Origin of the sequence: Moraxella caprae DSM 19149, from assembly GCF_000426885.1 — a bacterium.
Taxonomy (GTDB): Bacteria; Pseudomonadota; Gammaproteobacteria; order Pseudomonadales; family Moraxellaceae; genus Moraxella; species Moraxella caprae.
The window spans coordinates 99,625-116,615 of record NZ_AUGF01000001.1 but is presented as its reverse complement, the minus strand read 5'-3'; the positions used below and the strand labels follow the sequence as shown (position 1 = coordinate 116,615).

12 protein-coding genes and 1 pseudogene are annotated in these 16,991 nt (G+C 42.4%); 9 read left to right on the top strand and 4 right to left on the bottom strand.

Annotated elements, in window-relative coordinates; translation table 11 throughout:
• Positions 1–86 precede the first annotated feature (86 nt).
• From purL to K941_RS0100580, 5 genes are all read left to right on the top strand, one after another.
• A complete protein-coding gene (gene purL, locus K941_RS0100605; protein WP_172462009.1) occupies positions 87–4,010 on the top strand; it encodes a phosphoribosylformylglycinamidine synthase in 3,924 nt (1,307 codons plus the stop codon).
• 191 nt (positions 4,011–4,201) lie between these two features.
• Positions 4,202–4,807: an NADH-quinone oxidoreductase subunit A gene (ndhC, locus tag K941_RS0100595; RefSeq protein WP_029102060.1), complete on the top strand. Its 606-nt coding sequence runs from the start codon at positions 4,202–4,204 to the stop codon at positions 4,805–4,807.
• A gap of 25 nt (positions 4,808–4,832) precedes the next feature.
• A complete protein-coding gene (locus tag K941_RS0100590; RefSeq protein WP_029102059.1) occupies positions 4,833–5,546 on the top strand; it encodes a hypothetical protein in 714 nt (237 codons plus the stop codon).
• A 125-nt stretch (positions 5,547–5,671) separates the two neighbouring features.
• Positions 5,672–6,340 (top strand): NADH-quinone oxidoreductase subunit B, encoded by a 669-nt coding sequence (locus tag K941_RS0100585; RefSeq protein WP_029102058.1) that lies wholly within the window; start codon positions 5,672–5,674, stop codon positions 6,338–6,340.
• Between the two features lie 21 nt (positions 6,341–6,361).
• Entirely contained in the window at positions 6,362–6,739 is a 378-nt protein-coding gene (locus tag K941_RS0100580) for a gamma-glutamylcyclotransferase family protein (RefSeq protein ID WP_029102057.1), read from the top strand.
• A gap of 101 nt (positions 6,740–6,840) precedes the next feature.
• On the opposite strand, the gene K941_RS0100575 is transcribed toward K941_RS0100580, so the two are convergent.
• Entirely contained in the window at positions 6,841–7,605 is a 765-nt protein-coding gene (locus tag K941_RS0100575; protein WP_029102056.1) for a TSUP family transporter, read from the bottom strand.
• A pseudogene (locus tag K941_RS17670) lies at positions 7,605–8,492 on the bottom strand (diiron oxygenase). Before K941_RS17670 ends, K941_RS0100575 begins: the two are co-directional and overlap by 1 nt.
• Positions 8,493–8,748: 256 nt before the next feature.
• On the opposite strand from K941_RS17670, the gene nuoC reads away from it, so the two are divergent.
• Complete coding sequence (gene nuoC / locus K941_RS0100565; RefSeq protein ID WP_029102055.1) at positions 8,749–10,497, top strand: NADH-quinone oxidoreductase subunit C/D; 1,749 nt, start codon at positions 8,749–8,751, stop codon at positions 10,495–10,497.
• A gap of 35 nt (positions 10,498–10,532) precedes the next feature.
• Here the strand turns inward: nuoC and K941_RS14245 are convergent, their stop codons facing one another.
• Both K941_RS14245 and K941_RS0100555 read right to left on the bottom strand, forming a co-directional pair.
• The gene (locus K941_RS14245) at positions 10,533–11,744 is read right to left on the bottom strand and encodes an MFS transporter (RefSeq protein WP_228130340.1); all 1,212 of its coding nucleotides are present in this window, start codon (positions 11,742–11,744) and stop codon (positions 10,533–10,535) included.
• Positions 11,732–12,775 carry a ThiF family adenylyltransferase gene (locus K941_RS0100555; RefSeq protein ID WP_029102054.1) on the bottom strand — a complete coding sequence of 348 codons (1,044 nt, stop codon included), beginning with the start codon at positions 12,773–12,775 and terminating at the stop codon, positions 11,732–11,734. The genes K941_RS14245 and K941_RS0100555 overlap by 13 nt, the downstream gene beginning before the upstream one ends.
• 786 nt (positions 12,776–13,561) lie before the next feature.
• On the opposite strand from K941_RS0100555, the gene K941_RS0100550 reads away from it, so the two are divergent.
• From K941_RS0100550 to nuoF, 3 genes are all read left to right on the top strand, one after another.
• Positions 13,562–14,740, top strand: a complete 1,179-nt coding sequence (locus K941_RS0100550; protein ID WP_029102053.1) for a PilT/PilU family type 4a pilus ATPase — start codon at positions 13,562–13,564, stop codon at positions 14,738–14,740.
• Positions 14,741–15,065: 325 nt separating this feature from the next.
• Positions 15,066–15,575 carry an NADH-quinone oxidoreductase subunit NuoE gene (gene nuoE, locus K941_RS0100545; protein WP_029102052.1) on the top strand — a complete coding sequence of 170 codons (510 nt, stop codon included), beginning with the start codon at positions 15,066–15,068 and terminating at the stop codon, positions 15,573–15,575.
• Complete coding sequence (gene nuoF / locus K941_RS0100540) at positions 15,572–16,990, top strand: NADH-quinone oxidoreductase subunit NuoF (protein WP_029102051.1); 1,419 nt, start codon at positions 15,572–15,574, stop codon at positions 16,988–16,990. Before nuoE ends, nuoF begins: the two co-directional genes overlap by 4 nt.
• Position 16,991 lies beyond the last annotated feature (1 nt).

The window sequence follows — 16,991 nt, the reverse complement described above, 5'->3', positions numbered from 1 at the left end:
TGTTAAAATATCGTGCTGATAATTGCTCGTTGCTTTTATATTGTTTGTCATTTTTCTTATCCATCAAATTGTGGGGAATAACCATCATGATGACCATAGCTGGAAAGCCGTTTTTAACCCAGTTTCAGACAGACGCTCTCATCAAAGAGCTAAATACCAAAGCCAATTTACCCATTCGTGCCATCAAATCACAGCAGATTTATGTTTTTCCTAGCTATCTGACGGCTGATGCACGCCAAAAAGCGTTGAGTCTCTTAAATGACGGCTTGGAGTTTGATGAAGATAAAGCAGGCGAGGGCGAGCGTCAAGTGGTGGTGTCGCCACGTTTTGGTACGATTAGTCCGTGGGCGTCCAAAGCGACCGATATTTTTAGAAACTGTGGGGTGGACATTGAGCGTGTCGAGCGTGTGGTATTGTTCACACTAACAGGTGATGGCGAGCTACCACGTAAACTGCCACAGGTCGCCCAAAATATCCTGCACGACCGCATGACCCAAAGTCTAAGCCATGAGTTGTCCGCGGTCAAAGCTCTGTTTGGCGATGATAAACCTGCCAGCCTCACACACATTGACATCATGGGGCAGGGGCGTTCGGCATTGGTGCAGGCAAATCGTGAGTTTGGTTTTGCCCTGTCGGATGAAGACATGGATTATTTGGTCAAGCATTTTAACATCTTAGCTCGTAACCCCACTGATGTGGAGCTCATGATGTTCGCCCAAGCCAACAGCGAGCATTGCCGTCATAAGATTTTTAACTCTGAATGGATGATTGGCGGCAAAAAACAAGACAAATCATTATTTAAAATGATTAAAAATACCCATGAAACCTCGCCTGAGGGTATTTTGTCAGCATATAAAGACAATGCGGCGGTCATGGAAGGCTTTACTGCCAAGCGTTTTTATGTCAATAAAAATAGTGATGGCGTGCATGAGTATGACTTTCATGAAGAGCCTGTTGATATCTTGATGAAAGTAGAAACGCACAATCACCCAACCGCCATCGCTCCCTATGCAGGGGCGGCGACAGGCTCGGGCGGTGAGATACGAGACGAAGGGGCGACAGGGCGTGGCGGTAAGCCAAAAGCAGGCTTGGCAGGATTTAGCGTGTCGCATTTGCACTTGCCAGAGATGCCCGAAAAATGGGAGGTTCAGACCAAAGCATACGGCAAGCCAGAACGTATGGCATCTGCCCTAGAAATCATGACTCACGCTCCACTAGGCAGTGCGGCGTTTAGTAACGAATTTGGTCGCCCTAACTTAACGGGTTATTTTAGAAGTTTTCAGCTCGACACCAGCGTCATGCAGGACGGAAGTCAAATGCGTGGCTATCATAAGCCGATCATGATTGCCGGCGGTTATGGCAACATCAAGCGTGATTTGGTGCAAAAAAATGCCATCAAGCAAGGTGATTTGCTCATCGTGCTTGGGGGCCCTGCCATGCAAATCGGCCTAGGTGGTGGGGCGGCAAGCTCAGTGGACAGTGGTAGCCTAGATGAAGGACTAGACTTTGCCAGTGTACAGCGTGATAATGCCGAGATGGAGCGTCGTTGCCAAGAGGTGATTGATACCTGTTGGGCGATGGGGGCGGAGCATAATCCCATCGTCTCCATTCATGATGTGGGGGCAGGCGGGCTATCTAACGCCATGCCAGAGCTGGTAGATGACCATGAGCTTGGGGCGGTGTTAGAGCTTAGAAAAGTGCCATCGTTAGAGCGTGGTATGTCGCCGATGGCAATTTGGTCAAATGAAGCCCAAGAACGCTATGTGCTAGCCATTGACCCTAAGGACGAGGAGTTATTTACTCAAATTTGTGAGCGTGAGCGCTGTCCTTTTGCCATACTGGGCGTGGCAACCGATGTGCGTCAGCTTAAAGTCAATGACGAGCTACTGCCAGAGCAACCTGTGGACATGCCCATGCAAGTGCTACTGGGTGGCACGCCCAAGATGAAGCGTTCGGTACGTCGCCAAAATGTTCAGCGAACAGCACTAAATGTCGATAAGCTAGACATTGCCAGTGCTGTTCGAGATGTGCTAAGACATCCGACCGTGGCAAGCAAATCATTTTTAATTAGTATCGGCGACCGTTCTATCACGGGCATGGTGGTGCGTGAGCAGTATGTGGGGCGTTATCAAGTGCCTGTGGCGGACTGTGCGGTGACGATGACAGGACTGCTTGCCGATACGGGCGAAGCGATGGCGATGGGCGAGCGTACGCCTGTGGCACTCATCAGTCCCAAAGCGTCAGCACGCCTAGCAGTGGGCGAAGCGGTTACCAACTTAGCCAGTGCCAATATCGCTAAGATATCGGACATTACCTTATCTGCCAACTGGATGGCGGCGTGCGGTGATGATGGCGAAGATGTGGCGTTATATGATGCAGTGCATGCCGTAGGTGAGGAGCTATGCCCTGCCTTAGGTATTGCCATTCCTGTGGGCAAAGACAGCTTGTCCATGCGTGCTAGCTGGCAAGATGATGGCGTGGATAAGGCGGTGGCATCGCCCATGAGTCTTATTATCACAGGCTTTGCTCCTGTCCAAGACATCAACAAGACGCTAACACCTGAGCTTATCAATGCGGACAGTCGCCTGTATCGTATTGACTTATCAAAAGGTAAATTGCGTCTAGGTGGCTCTATCCTTGCCCAAACATTAGGTCAGCTTGGCGATGACTGTCCTGATGTGGACAGTGCCGATGATTTGCGACGTTTTTTTGAGTTTATCCAAAGTGCCAATGAGCAAGGCTTTATCAGTGCCTATCATGACATTTCTGATGGTGGACTGATTGCCACCGTGGCGGAGATGCAGTTCACTGCCCGTGTCGCCATTAACCTGTCCCTTGATGATGATAACGTCTTAGGACAGCTGTTTGCCGAAGAGTTGGGGGCGGTGGTGCAGGTGCTACCTGAATACGCTTTTGATTTTAAAGAGTTGGCATACAGTATGGGCGTGTCAGAGCTGATAAGTGAAATCGGACAAGTCTTTGAAACCCCAGTAGGTGGTGCCGACCAAGACATTCTAAGTATACAGACAGCCACTGTGAACTTAGAATTCATGCGTAGCGATTTACAAAATGAGTGGACAAAAGTCAGCCATGCCATCGCTCGCACGCGCGATAACCCTATTTGTGCCGACCAAGAGTTTGCACTCATCAACGACATCGACCATTACGGACTGATTGCACAGGCAAATTACGACCTAAATCAAGCTGTAGAAGCCCCGTATGTCAATGCTCGCACCAGCCAACCTAAGGTTGCCATCTTGCGTGAACAGGGCGTGAATGGCCATTTGGAGATGGCGGCAGGCTTTAAACTGGCAGGCTTTGACGCACTTGATGTGCACATGAGTGACCTGATGAGCGGACGTGTCAATCTGCGTGATGTTGATGGGCTAGTAGCCTGTGGCGGATTTAGTTATGGCGACGTGTTAGGGGCAGGCTCGGGTTGGGCAAATAGTGTGTTACACCACGAAGAGTTGTCCATGATGTTTGCCAGATTTTTCCATCGTCCCGAAACCTTTGCTTTGGGCGTGTGCAACGGCTGTCAGATGATGAGTCAGCTCAAAGGCTTGATGGTTGGGGCGGAGCATTTCCCACGATTTAGCACCAACGTATCAGCACGTTTTGAGGCTCGCACCGTCAATGTGCGTGTAGAGCGTACCAAATCAGTGCTGTTAAAGGGCATGCAAGACAGCATTTTGCCGATTACAGTGGCACATGGAGAGGGCTTTGCTAATCTTGATGGCAAGGCGATTTTTGAGTTAGAAAATAGCGGTCAGATTGCCCTACGCTATGTAGACAGTCAGGGGCGACCCACCGAGCATTACCCCCTAAACCCTAACGGCTCACCCCAAGGCATTACAGGCATTTGTAGTAATGATGGGCGGGTAACGCTCATGATGCCACATCCAGAACGGACACTACGTGCGGTCAATCACTCATGGAAACCGAACGAGTGGGATAAAGATGGGGCATGGATGCGACTGTTCCGTAATGCCCGTGCGTTTTTACGATAACAACCCAAGCCAAAAAAACATCGTCATGTTGGCGGTGTTTTTTGTGAAAATGCCAAATTTATCCAATGACTGATGTGGTTATTTTTTATTTAAATAATTTTACAAAATATGCTATAATTTTAAGGTTAATCTGTCAGGATTAGCGGATACTTTATTATAATCTACTTTCATAAAATCACATGGGGTGATTTATGCCAGCCGAATGGTCAGCCATTGTCTATTTACTTGCCAGTCTAGGGCTTGTCGTCTTTATGCTTGTCGTGCCACGCTTGCTTGGTGGGCACTCAAGCGGTTCTCAAAAACAAGAAAACTTTGAAGCAGGGGTGGTCTCAGCAGGGACGGCTCGTATCCATTTGTCCGCCAAGTTTTACTTGGTGGCGATTTTCTTTGTGATTTTTGACTTAGAAGCCTTGTATTTGTACGCCTATTCGGTCAGCGTGCGAGAAGTGGGCTGGGTAGGGTTTGCGACCGCCTTTGTCTTTATCGCCATTTTGTTTGTGGGGCTTGTTTATGAGATGAAACTTGGGGCGATGAACTGGGCTCCTGCTGATAAACGTGCCAAGAAAAAGCGTATCTATGAGCGTCCTGCCGATTTTGATTTGGCGAGCATTACCGCCTTTACCACGATTGATGAGTTGCATACCGACCCCACAGGCAAAGTGCCTGCCCAGTTGTCTGGCAAGATTTTTGCAGGGCGTAAAGACTTGCAAGCGGTGCTTGAAAAAGACAAAACTGACATGGCAAATATTGACCATATCAATGACACAGGACGAGTTACCACGCAGAAGTTTGATTGAGAATTATTAATTATAAGGATATAAAATGAAACTTTTCCCAAACTTTGATGATGTTTTTTATCAAGCTGATGACATTCACAAAATGGTATTTTTTCCATTATTGACAGTGGATTTGGAAACATTGAACAAGAATAGAGGTAAAGTCCATTTTGTATCGGTTTTTGGTAATGGTAATCCTGAACTAATCTATCATAATACTACTTTATTTGATTATGACAATATTCGTTTTGAATGGGACGGTGAACGCTATCATTTTAAAGGGGATTTATCCAGCATTGAAAGTATTGATGATATTCCAAAATGGTACGATGAAGCGGTGCAAGAATATATTCAATTTAAAGATGAATATTGTCTTTTAAAGTCTTGGCAAGATGCCGAAAACTCTAACTTTGCCATACAATGTCAAAGACGAGAGAAAATTGATTTTGGCTATTATCATTATATAAGAAGTCTTATCAATTATTGGGTAACCAAAGAAATGTATTTAAAAACAGGGCATTTTATTCAAGGCTCTGTTTATTTGGATGGTATTTATGGTGATTTGGATAAATTCAATCCCAAAGAATATGAAAGAAAATCAACCATTGGCAAATTAAGCGATAAATCTGCAACCAATCGCAGTAATGAATTGATTGGTAAGGTTTGTGGTTATAATTATATACAAAGTGGCGAAGATGAAATCAAGTTGTATATTGACCGCAAAAACAATCAAGTTTTTGAAAAATTTGATTGGAGTTAGTTTTTAACTTTAAAATATTTAATCTCAAATTTAAAAAAAAGTGTTTGCGATTATCAAAAAAGTTTACACCTAGTATTAAATTTAATTTCCTATAAACGCCAGTTTTAAAAAACAAGCAGACAACTATGAAATACACCCTAACCCGCCCCAACGAAAACGCCAATACCTATCCCCACACCACTCGTCAAGTGGTGGACGACATCACGCAGGCGGAAGTTGAAAAAAATGTCTTTTTGGGCAGTCTTGAAAATCTCGCCCACGCCGCCGCCAACTGGGGACGCAAGCATTCTTTGTGGCCGTTTAACTTTGGCACGAGCTGTTGTTATGTGGAATACGCCACGACTTTGACAGGCGTACACGATTTGTCTCGTTTTGGGGCGGAAGTCATTCGAGCGTCGCCACGCCAAGCCGATGTGATGATTGTGGCGGGGACTTGTTTTGTTAAGATGGCACCTGTCATACTACGACTGTACGAGCAAATGCTAGAACCCAAATGGGTTATCTCAATGGGGGCATGTGCCAACTCGGGCGGTATGTACGACATTTATTCGGTGGTGCAGGGCGTGGATAAGATTATCCCTGTGGATGTCTATATCCCCGGCTGTCCGCCCCGTCCAGAAGCCTTGATTCAGGCGATTATGCTTTTGCAAGAGAGCATTCAAAAAGAACGCCGTCCGCTTGGCATTCATCTTGACCAAAACATTTATCAGCCGATTATGACCCCAGAACGGGATAGAAAAAATAGCGAGCGGATTACGGTTAAGAATTTAAGAAGTCCTGATGATGCGTTTTAAAGTTCAATAAATTTATCAAAAATGGAAAATAAAATACCAATCCCAAACGCCCTTTTTGTTTATGGCACGCTTTCCCCAAACCGCCCCAATCATCACATCATGACACCGATTGTAGGTGGCGAATGGGTATCGGCTTATGCTTTTGGCGAGCTTTTGCCAAATGGCTTTGGGGCGTCATTGGGTTATCCTGCTCTTATCCCTGCCGATGACGGACAAAAGGTGCAAGGCTTTATTTTTACGTCCGATGAGATGACAAACCATTGGGACAAGCTTGATGACTTTGAAGGGGAAGGCTATGACCGTGTTATCATTACGGCATATTTAGAGACGGGTGAGAGCGTAACCGCTTATGTTTATGCATTGGCGGATAAGGAAATTAAAAGTTTTAGGCAAGTGTGATAAACGACATTTAAAAAGCAAGGTGCGTAATACGCACCAAATCAACTGAGACTTCTGAGAATATTACCTAAGTAATGCTTGTGGACTTATTTGCCTTGAAATCAAGATGATGACCATAGTAATTTAATTGCCATTAGCACGCAGGCAATAACCACCAAAGGACGCATAAGTTTTGCACCATTTTTTACAACTAAATGACTACCTAGATATACTCCAATTGTTTCGCCAATTGCCATTAAAATACCTGCCATCCACGCCATCTTGCCTAAATAAATAAAGACAAGCAAGGAAATTAGGTTGCTGGCTAGGTTAAGTACTCTTGAATATGCCATTGCTTTGGTAGCGGCAAAACCTAGTAAAGAAGTTACTGCAAGTAGGTAAAAAGTACCTGCACCTGCTCCAAAAAATCCGTCATAAAAAGCAATAACAGGGATAATTGTCCAAGAAAACAGAAATACACCCATCTTTGCTTTCTTTGTGGTATCTGACAAATTCTTGGAGAAATAAAAATATAAAGCCATTGCAATTAACAAAAAAGGGAGAATTTTTTCAAGGAGTGTACTAGGTAACAAAGATAAAGTGGCAGTCCCAATTGCACCGCCAATTATAGCAGGAGGCAATAAAGCAATGAGTAATTTTTTATCTAATACACCTTTGTTTAAATAATATTGGGTGGAGGCAATTGCTCCTACTGTTCCTTGTAACTTATTGGCGGCAATCGCCTGTGCGGGGCTAAATCCTGCGGTTAATAATACAGGAATAGAAATAAGACCGCCACCCCCACAAATCGCGTCAATAAAGCCTGCAATACAAGAACCTATTAATAAAAAGACAACAATATCTATGCTAAGACCAAGTAATTCCATCACATTGCCCCCAATCTTAGTAACAGTTTATTGACTGAGTTATCATAAATACCAATATTTTTTAATGTATCCGTGTCTCTTAATATTTCTTGATAATTAGGAAAGTTAAGTATTCCAAAGATTTTTTCCCATTCTTTCATTTCAGTATGTGCAAATAAAGGTACGGTAGATTTTAGAGTATTAATGAATAGCGTTCTAGTTTCTTTGCTTTCATTTTTTAGCACTTCCAAGGCGACATGGCTAAATACACCAGAATGACTACGCTCATCAAGGGCGTGTCTCTTGGTAACTTCATAGCAGATATTTTGAATGGTATTATCCTTGGATAGAATGTCTAGATAGTCAGCAATTAGTGTTTCACTAGCACACACCACTGCAAATTGCACCAACCTTCTATTTTTTTTCATCAAGTTGTTTGTTTAGTATCTTGTTTATCATTGTGAAAGGTAAAAATTATTCTCGCCTAAGTGAGGTAAATTTCGTTTTTGGTAAATATAGTTGCACGCACCAATAGACATCTTGGTGTGCAATGCTTCATCAAGCAATGCTTCGGCGATGACTTTTTGCACATCTGCCAAATTTTCTGTATTGGGGGGATATTTTAAGATATTCTCGCATGCTGGCGTAACAACATCACATTCTATATAGACTGTTTTCATGTTATACAGAATCCAAGCATAAGACAAGCAAGCATCTTTTTTGGGCTGTGGTGCATTTAGCCAAGCATCATGGTTGGCAAAAGGCAATAGACATTCAGCAAAGTCTTTTTTATCGGCAAAGAATTCAATATCATCATAATCACCATCAAAAGTATGTACAGTTGCATTCTGTTGCCAGTATTTTGATAGTTTTTTCAAGATAGTTTGCACATCTGCTACGGTTTTCATCGGGTACATCCTTAACCTAAGAAATTCCTCAATTTTATATCAAATAAAGTATTTATTGTCAAGATTTAGCCATCAATTATAAAATAAATTTATATCTCACAATGGTTTATCATTCAATTTTTCTCGTAATCTATCATAAATATGCTGTAAAAAAAGCGATTTTGCGTTATAATTTGCCATTTAGTTAAAGTGTTTGGAGACTGCAAGCCCCACGCAAGCGACCAATTTAACAAACATATTATAAACAGTTGGTATTATGAGCATTCACCACATTCACGATTTTGAGATTTTAACCGAATTAAACGCCCAATTTACAGGGCTGACCGTCCAAGAGACCGCAGACGGCATCCCGACTGTGTGGGTGGATAAAGCCCAAGTGCTTGATTTATTGCTGTATTTGCGTAAATTGCCCAAGCCCTTTGTGATGCTCGTGGATTTGTCCGCCATTGACGAACGCCTGCGAAAACATCGCTATGGGCAACCTGAGTCTGATTTTACCGTGTTTTATCATCTGATGAGTTTGGAGCGAAACTCCGACATTCGCATTAAAGTTGCCCTAGCCGAAGGCGAGAGCATTCCGTCCGCCACGCAAATTTACCCCAATGCCAACTGGTATGAGCGAGAAGTGTGGGATATGTTTGGCGTGGTGTTTGACGGTCATCCGCACCTGACACGGATTTTATTGCCTAAATACTGGGAAGGACACCCACTGCGTAAAGAGTACCACGCTCGGGCGACTGAGTTTACGCCGTATTTCCTAAACTCTGCTAAACAGCAGTTTGAACAAGAAAACTTACGCTTTGTGCCAGAAGAATGGGGAATGAAACGCTCTGGGCGTGATGAAGATTTTATGTTTTTGAACATCGGTCCCAACCACCCGTCCGCACACGGGGCGTTTCGCTTGGTGTTACAGCTTGATGGCGAAGAGATTGTGGACTGTATCCCCGACATTGGCTATCATCACCGAGGAGCGGAAAAAATGGCGGAACGCCAAACTTGGCATTCGTTCATTCCTTATACCGACCGCATTGATTATCTGGGTGGGGTGATGAATGAGTTACCCTATATCATGGCGGTGGAAAAATTGGCAGGCATCAGTGTGCCAGACCGAGCTAACACCATTCGCATTATGATGAGTGAATTGTTTAGGATTACCAATAACCTTTTGTACTGGGGGACATTTATCCAAGATGCTGGCGGTATGACCCCTGTGTTTTATATGTTTGCCGACCGTCAAAAGGCGTATGATGTCATTGAGGCGGTAACGGGCTATCGGATGCACCCTGCGTGGTTTAGAATTGGCGGTACGGCTCACGATTTGCCAAATGGTTGGGAGCGACTGGTGCGTGAGTTTTTGGATTGGATGCCAAAACGCCTTGATGAATACTATAAGGCAACGATGACCAACACCGTGCTAAAAGGACGCACGCAAGCCGTTGCCCAATACGATGCCAAACAAGCCCTAGCGTGGGGGGTAACAGGGGCGGGGCTTCGTGCCACGGGCATTGAGTTTGATTTGCGAAAAGCTCGCCCCTATTTGGGCTATGAGAATTTTGACTTTGAAATTCCTGTGTTTTATAACGGTGATGCCTATGACAGATGTTTGGTCAAAATTGAAGAGATTCGCCAGTCTCTACGGATTATTGAGCAGTGCTTAAATAATATGCCGTCAGGGGCATATAAGGCCGAACATCCGCTTGCCGTGCCACCGCCAAAAGACAAAACACTTAAAGACATTGAAACGCTTATTAACCACTTTATCTCGGTGTCGTGGGGACCTGTCATGCCACAAGGTGAGAGTGCCTGTATGGTGGAAGGGGTCAAGGGACTAAACAGCTATTATGTGGTGTCCGATAATAGCACGATGAGCTACCGCACTCGCATTCGCACGCCTACCTTTGCCCATTTGCAACAAATGCCTTCGGTTATCAATGGCTCGCTGGTATCCGATGCGATTATTTACTTGGCAAGTATTGATATTGTTATGGCGGATTGTGATAGGTAAATAATAATATGGTTTTGTTGGGTTAAGCATTGTTTTTAAAACGATGATTGATTGATATATATCACTATCAACACAAGAAGGATAAAAGGTAGTGATATAAAACCAACACTTTGTATTAGGTAAGTGATGATTGGAAATATGAGCAATAGAATGGTGCGACTAATAAAAAACCCCATACTATCAAGAAATGATCGGTGATTATTTGGTACTATATCATGAAATCTTGCGGATATTTCTATCATTAAAAACTTAATGCTAAAAAACATCATAAATAAAGAAATTATTATCAATAATGTACCAGCTATTGATTGTTGAAAAAGTATATTGGATAATAACATAATTATCAATGAAATGAATATACAAACAATGATATATGTGTGTTTATTTTTTATATTCTTATCAACAATATAGCTAGAAAGTAATTGAGCCATAGAAACAATAGAAAAAAACATACCATAAAGCCAACCTAAATCGCTTGGATTAAAATCTTTGATAATAGGTTGCCATAGTTGCAATATAATCTGAAAATAGATTAGTAAAATAGAAGTTATTAATATTCCATAAAATATCTCTATTTTTTCTGTAATGATGGATAATAAATGATTGACATTTTCTTTTATACTTAATGTATTGTTTATAATTTTTTGTTTACCTCTATCATGTATGTCATTCTGTGTGTCGCTAGGAAGTTGTAAAAAAGATCCTGCACAAATTATTAACAATAATACACCAGCAATAATCCAAATCGTATTTGATGTTGGTTTTAAAAAGCTGGCACCAATAAAAGCACATAATGCCATACCTAAACTGTTATATTTGTTTTCATATGATAATATAGTTTTATTATCAATATTTTTATATAGTTTATTTTTCGTATCAATTAAATATGATATGTAAGCACCATTAAATAGAGATAATGATATTGCATTAAAAGTTTCTGCAACATAAAATTGCCAAATTTCAGAAGAAAAAGCTGTTGTTAACAACCATAAGGAACCAAATAATACTCCTAATATAGTAGATAATTTGCGACTGTATCTATCGGCAATATAAGAAAGAGGTAGGTCAATAATCATCATTAGCCCAAATTGAAATGACTTTAATAGACCTATGTCGGTTAAATTTAAACCTTTACCAATTAGATATAAAACAGAAACACCTCCAACAAGCATGCGAAAACTACCAAAAGCCACGCCATAAAAAATGATAGTTCGTAATATATTTGGTATGTTAGTTATTTTTGACATAAACAATCCTTATTAATATGGAAAATTTGCTCTTCTATTTTTAGGCTGTTAAAGTGCATGCCTATCCTTTTATTTTTGGATAAAATTTCTCCAAATCCACCCAAATAACGTAAAATATCGCCAACTGCTAACATTGATGCAACACCATTAACAGGGGCATAGGTGGCGGGTCTAAAATTGTTCTCAATATCTTTAATGATTTGATAAAAAGGGTCTCGTTTTGTGTTATTGGGTGTGTACTGAGTGCAATTGAAACAGGCTGTGTGTTTGGGAATATAAAAAGGTCCAAATATAGATATGTCATTGATATATCCCACGTTGATATAAGCTTGTTGTTTTTGAATGCAAGCGGTATTAACCCAATTTATGATGTCATTTGGACTGTCTGCTGATAAAATATATAAATCAGATGGTTCTAATTTGAAAACATCATATTCTGATTGGATATTTATATTTTGAGTGGTGATTTTTATTTCTGAATTTCTTTTGGTTAGTTCTCTATATAAAACTTCCGTTTTTAGTTGTTGAATGTCTTTTTCACTAAACAAAACCTGTCTAGTCAGATTGCTTGTCTCTATGATGTCACTATCAACCAAATGAATATGACCAACACCAGCAGTTGCTAATACTGATGATATGTGGTTGCCAATACCGCCACAACCAATAATGGTTACAGATGAATTTTTGAGTTTTTCTTGTACTAAAATGGGATCGGCTCCTTCGTGATTAAAATATAAAAAATTTCTACTATACCTATCATTTAATTTAAATACATCATAAACCATAATTAAATGATTATCATAAATGATATCAAATGCTTCTTGGTTTTTCTGATGGTGAAAATAATTTTTAGAGCTTACTATTTTTTCTATGTCATCTTTTGTGTTGGGTGAAAGCCATTCATGCAAAATGATGGCTACGTTTTCCCATAGCTCTCTATCTTTTATCAGCATTTGTTTAGATCCAACGCCAATAATGCCGAAATCTTGGTATGTTCCTACACTTGCATAATGAGCTGTCTGATATAACATTCTACTTTGTATCCTTAATAATATATGAATGATTGATATTGACACTCTCCAACAAAATATTGTTAGAGAGTGCTTATTGAGAGATAATACGACATATATTTATAGTAATTTAACTTCAAAAGTCATCAGAACCGTTCACCCTAAGTTTGCTTGAAGGGCGGAATAGTTTTTTGTTGGTGGTTCAACAAATTTACCATGATCAAAAATCGTAACATGATGTCTTTTGAGTTTAATTAACCATAAATTTTAATTTCAACTTGCTAAGGTGGTTTTATAAATAACATTACCTTATAATTTGCAAGAAATATAGTTTAATTAGTTATGAGCCATAGCAATCATGACGATCTCCTTATTTATTTTTGGGTTGTAATACATGACAAACTGTACTAAAATATCCGCATATCTGGCACTGATGGCATAGCCATCAAACCTTCTCCACGATATTTTAGACGGTTCAATAGACTTCTTGCGAAATTACGATTTTATTAAGCTTGTCAAAATTCTAAATCCAATAAAATCAATGTTTGTAAGCCAAAATTTTTGAATTTTGCAAGAACTCTAATGAGAAGAACAAATATATTAGTTATGAGCCATAGCAATCATTACGATCTCCTTATTTGCTGAACTGAACTGAACTGAATTGAAAAATATAATAATTCTCATTATATTTTATCAAAAAAAAACATGTCAAGCGATTTTTATTTAAAAAATAGCACTTTTTAGATGATTTTGTTATCAAACAGAGAACAATCTATGACTACACACCATATTTCCGAAGAATCGCTAATGCGATTTGCCGAAGAAACCCTAAACGAAGCCAAAGGTATGATGTATAATATGCTCACCAAAGTTGTTGAGATTGGGGCATCGGATTTATTTATCACGGCAGAATTTCCGCCGAGCGTCAAACACCAAGGCTTGATGAAACCGCTTGGCAAGCAGGTATTAAGTGCTGACAAAACCAAACTGTTTGCATACAGTATCATGAATGACTATCAGCGTGATGAATTTGAACGTGAAATGGAATGTAACTTTGCCATTAACGTGCCAAATGTGAGTCGTTTTCGTGTCAATGTTTTTATCCAACAGCAACAGGTTGGTATGGTGATTCGGGTTATCGCTGCCGAGATTCCCAATTTTGACAAATTAAGATTGCCGCCCCAACTGCGTGATGTCATCATGGAAAAGCGGGGTTTGGTGCTGGTCGTGGGTGGTACAGGTTCTGGTAAGTCCACGAGCTTGGCGGCGATGATTGATTATCGTAACGAAAACAGTGCAGGGCATATCATCACGGTGGAAGACCCTGTGGAATATGTGCATAAGCACAAAAAATCGATGATTACACACCGTGAAGTGGGCGTGGATACGCACTCATGGCACCACGCTCTAAAAAACACGCTAAGGCAAGCCCCTGATGTGATTTTGATTGGCGAGATACGAGATACCGAGACCATGGAGCACGCCATTGCCTTTGCCGAGACGGGGCATTTGTGCCTAGGTACGCTCCACGCCAACAACGCCAACCAAACGCTTGACCGTATCATCAACTTTTTCCCAGAAGAACGCCGTCAGCAGTTATTGATGGATTTGTCCAGCAATATGAAAGCGATTATTTCCCAACGCCTAATCCGTACCGAAGACGGCAAGGGGCGGCGGGCGGCGGTGGAGATCATGCTTAACACCCGCCTTGTGGCAGATTTGATTTTAAAGGGTGAAATGCACGAGTTAAAAGCGATTATGACCAAAAGCCGTGAAGTGGGTATGCAGACCTTTGACCAAGCGTTGTTTGACTTATATGATGAAGGGGCTATCTCGTACGATGAAGCGATTCGTAATGCCGACTCGCCCAATGAGCTACGCTTACAAATCAAACTCAAAGGTACTCGCCGTGACGGACAAAATGAAGTGGCAAGCTCGTTATCACTTCACGCTGATGTCGAAAAGGCTGATGATAAAAAGGGGTGATTAAGGAAGAAGTATGGATACACCCAAGAAACTTTAAAATTACTCAAATACAATGATGTGTGGGCGTAGGGGCGTGCTGAGCACGCCTTGTATAGTAATATCATCAAAGGGTGTGCGGAGCCAACCCCTACAAACCCGTGGTAAATATCAAGTTGGTTGGGTGTATCTTGCCCTATTTTGAAAATATTAATAAGTAAAAATAGGGTGTATATCATACACTAAAAAATTTAAATCAACCATTTGTTAAACTGATAAAATTAAGTTAGTTTTATCAATTTAATAAATAAAACCAAAACCGCAAGCTGACGCTAGCACAGGTAACTTTATGAAAATAGTAACCGACAAAACCCCCAAAGTGGACATTCACGCCATTTTAATACCCCAAGAAATTGACGGCATTCATCATCACATTCATCACTACCCACAACCGAGGGCGGCGGTGCTTGATGCCCTAAAACTCGTCCAAAAACGTAACGGCTGGGTGGACGATGCCCAAGTGGCTGCCATAGCCCATATGCTGTCCATGCCTGTGGCGGACGTGGAGGGCGTGGCGACATTTTTTAACCGCATTTATCGGATGCCAGTCGGTCGCCATGTGATTTTGATTTGCGATTCTATCGCTTGCTATCTGAACGGCTATGAGGCATTGGCGGATGCTTTTAAGCGTGAGCTTGGCATTGATTATGGGCAAACCACAAAAGATGGTCGTTTTACCCTACTTCCCATTTGCTGTCTTGGCAACTGCGATAAGGGGGCGAGCGTGCTGATTGATGAGGATACTTATGGACCTGTGTTGCCGTCTGAGGTCGGTCTATTGTTGGAGCAATACGCATGAATAAACCAAATGTCGCCGAGCAAATCAATGCTCGTAAAAACGGACTTGCCCCAAGCCAACTAAATCGCCAAAAAACGCCAATCTGGGGCGTGGGACTGGCGGACGGTCAAGCACCGACTTCGCTTACGCACCCTTTGACATGGCGACTGTATCATCATGATGCAGTGCTGACATTGGCAGATTATGAAGCCTTAGACGGCTTTGTCGGGCTAAAAAACGCCCTAGCCAAAGACCCAAGAGAGGTAGGCGAGATGATAAAAACCGCCAATGTGCGTGGGCGTGGCGGGGCAGGTTTTAACGCAGGGCTAAAATGGACCTTTATGACGCCCCCAGACGGTGGCGTACGCTATTTGATTTGTAATGCCGATGAGATGGAGCCGGGTACGTTTAAAGACCGTCTGCTTATGGAGCGGATTCCGTTTCAGCTTATTGAGGGTATGCTCATTACCGCCTATGCCATTGGGGCAAGTGTGGGCTATATCTTTATCCGTGGCGAATATGTCCTAGCCGCCGAACGCTTACAAAACGCCATTAACGAATGTATCGCCAATAATTTGCTTGGCGAGGGTATTTTGGGGACGGATTTTAACTTTGAATTGCATGTCCACACAGGGGCAGGGCGGTACATTTGTGGCGAGGAGACGGCTCTTATCAACTGTTTGGAGGGTCGCCGTGCCAACCCACGTACCAAACCGCCATTTCCCCAAGTATCAGGGGCGTGGGGTCGTCCAACGGTGGTCAATAACGTTGAAACCTTAAACAACATGCCTGCCATTTTGTTAAATGGGGTGGAGTGGTATTTATCCTTGCCAAACGCCAAAGGCAAATCCACTACCCCTGGCACTAAGATTATGGGGTGTAGCGGTCGTGTCAAGGACGCAGGGCTGTGGGAAGTGCCATTTGGCTATACCGCTCGTGAGCTGATTGAGCTTGCTGGCGGTATGCAGGACGGCTTAACCTTAAAGGCGTGGCTACCTGGCGGAGCGAGTACCGACTTTTTGACGGCAAGCGATGAACACCTTGACCTTGTCATGGATTTTGACCCGATTATGAAGGCAGGCTCACGCCTTGGGACGTGTCTTATGATGGTCGTGGACGAAACGCAAGATATGGTAAGCCTGTCTAGAAACTTGCAACAGTTTTTTCAAAGAGAATCGTGCGGTTGGTGTACCCCTTGCCGTGATGGCTTGCCGTGGGGCGTAAAAATCCTTGATGCGATGGAGAACGGACAAGGGCAAGCGGACGACATTGACAAATTGTCCGAGCTGACACGAGATTTATGGCTTGGCAAGACCTTTTGTGCCCATGCCCCAGGGGCGATGGAGCCACTCATGAGTGCGTTACGTTATTTCCGTCATGAATTTGAGGCAAAAGTGGGCAAATCAGAGCCACAAAACAACAAGGTGGGGGCATAAC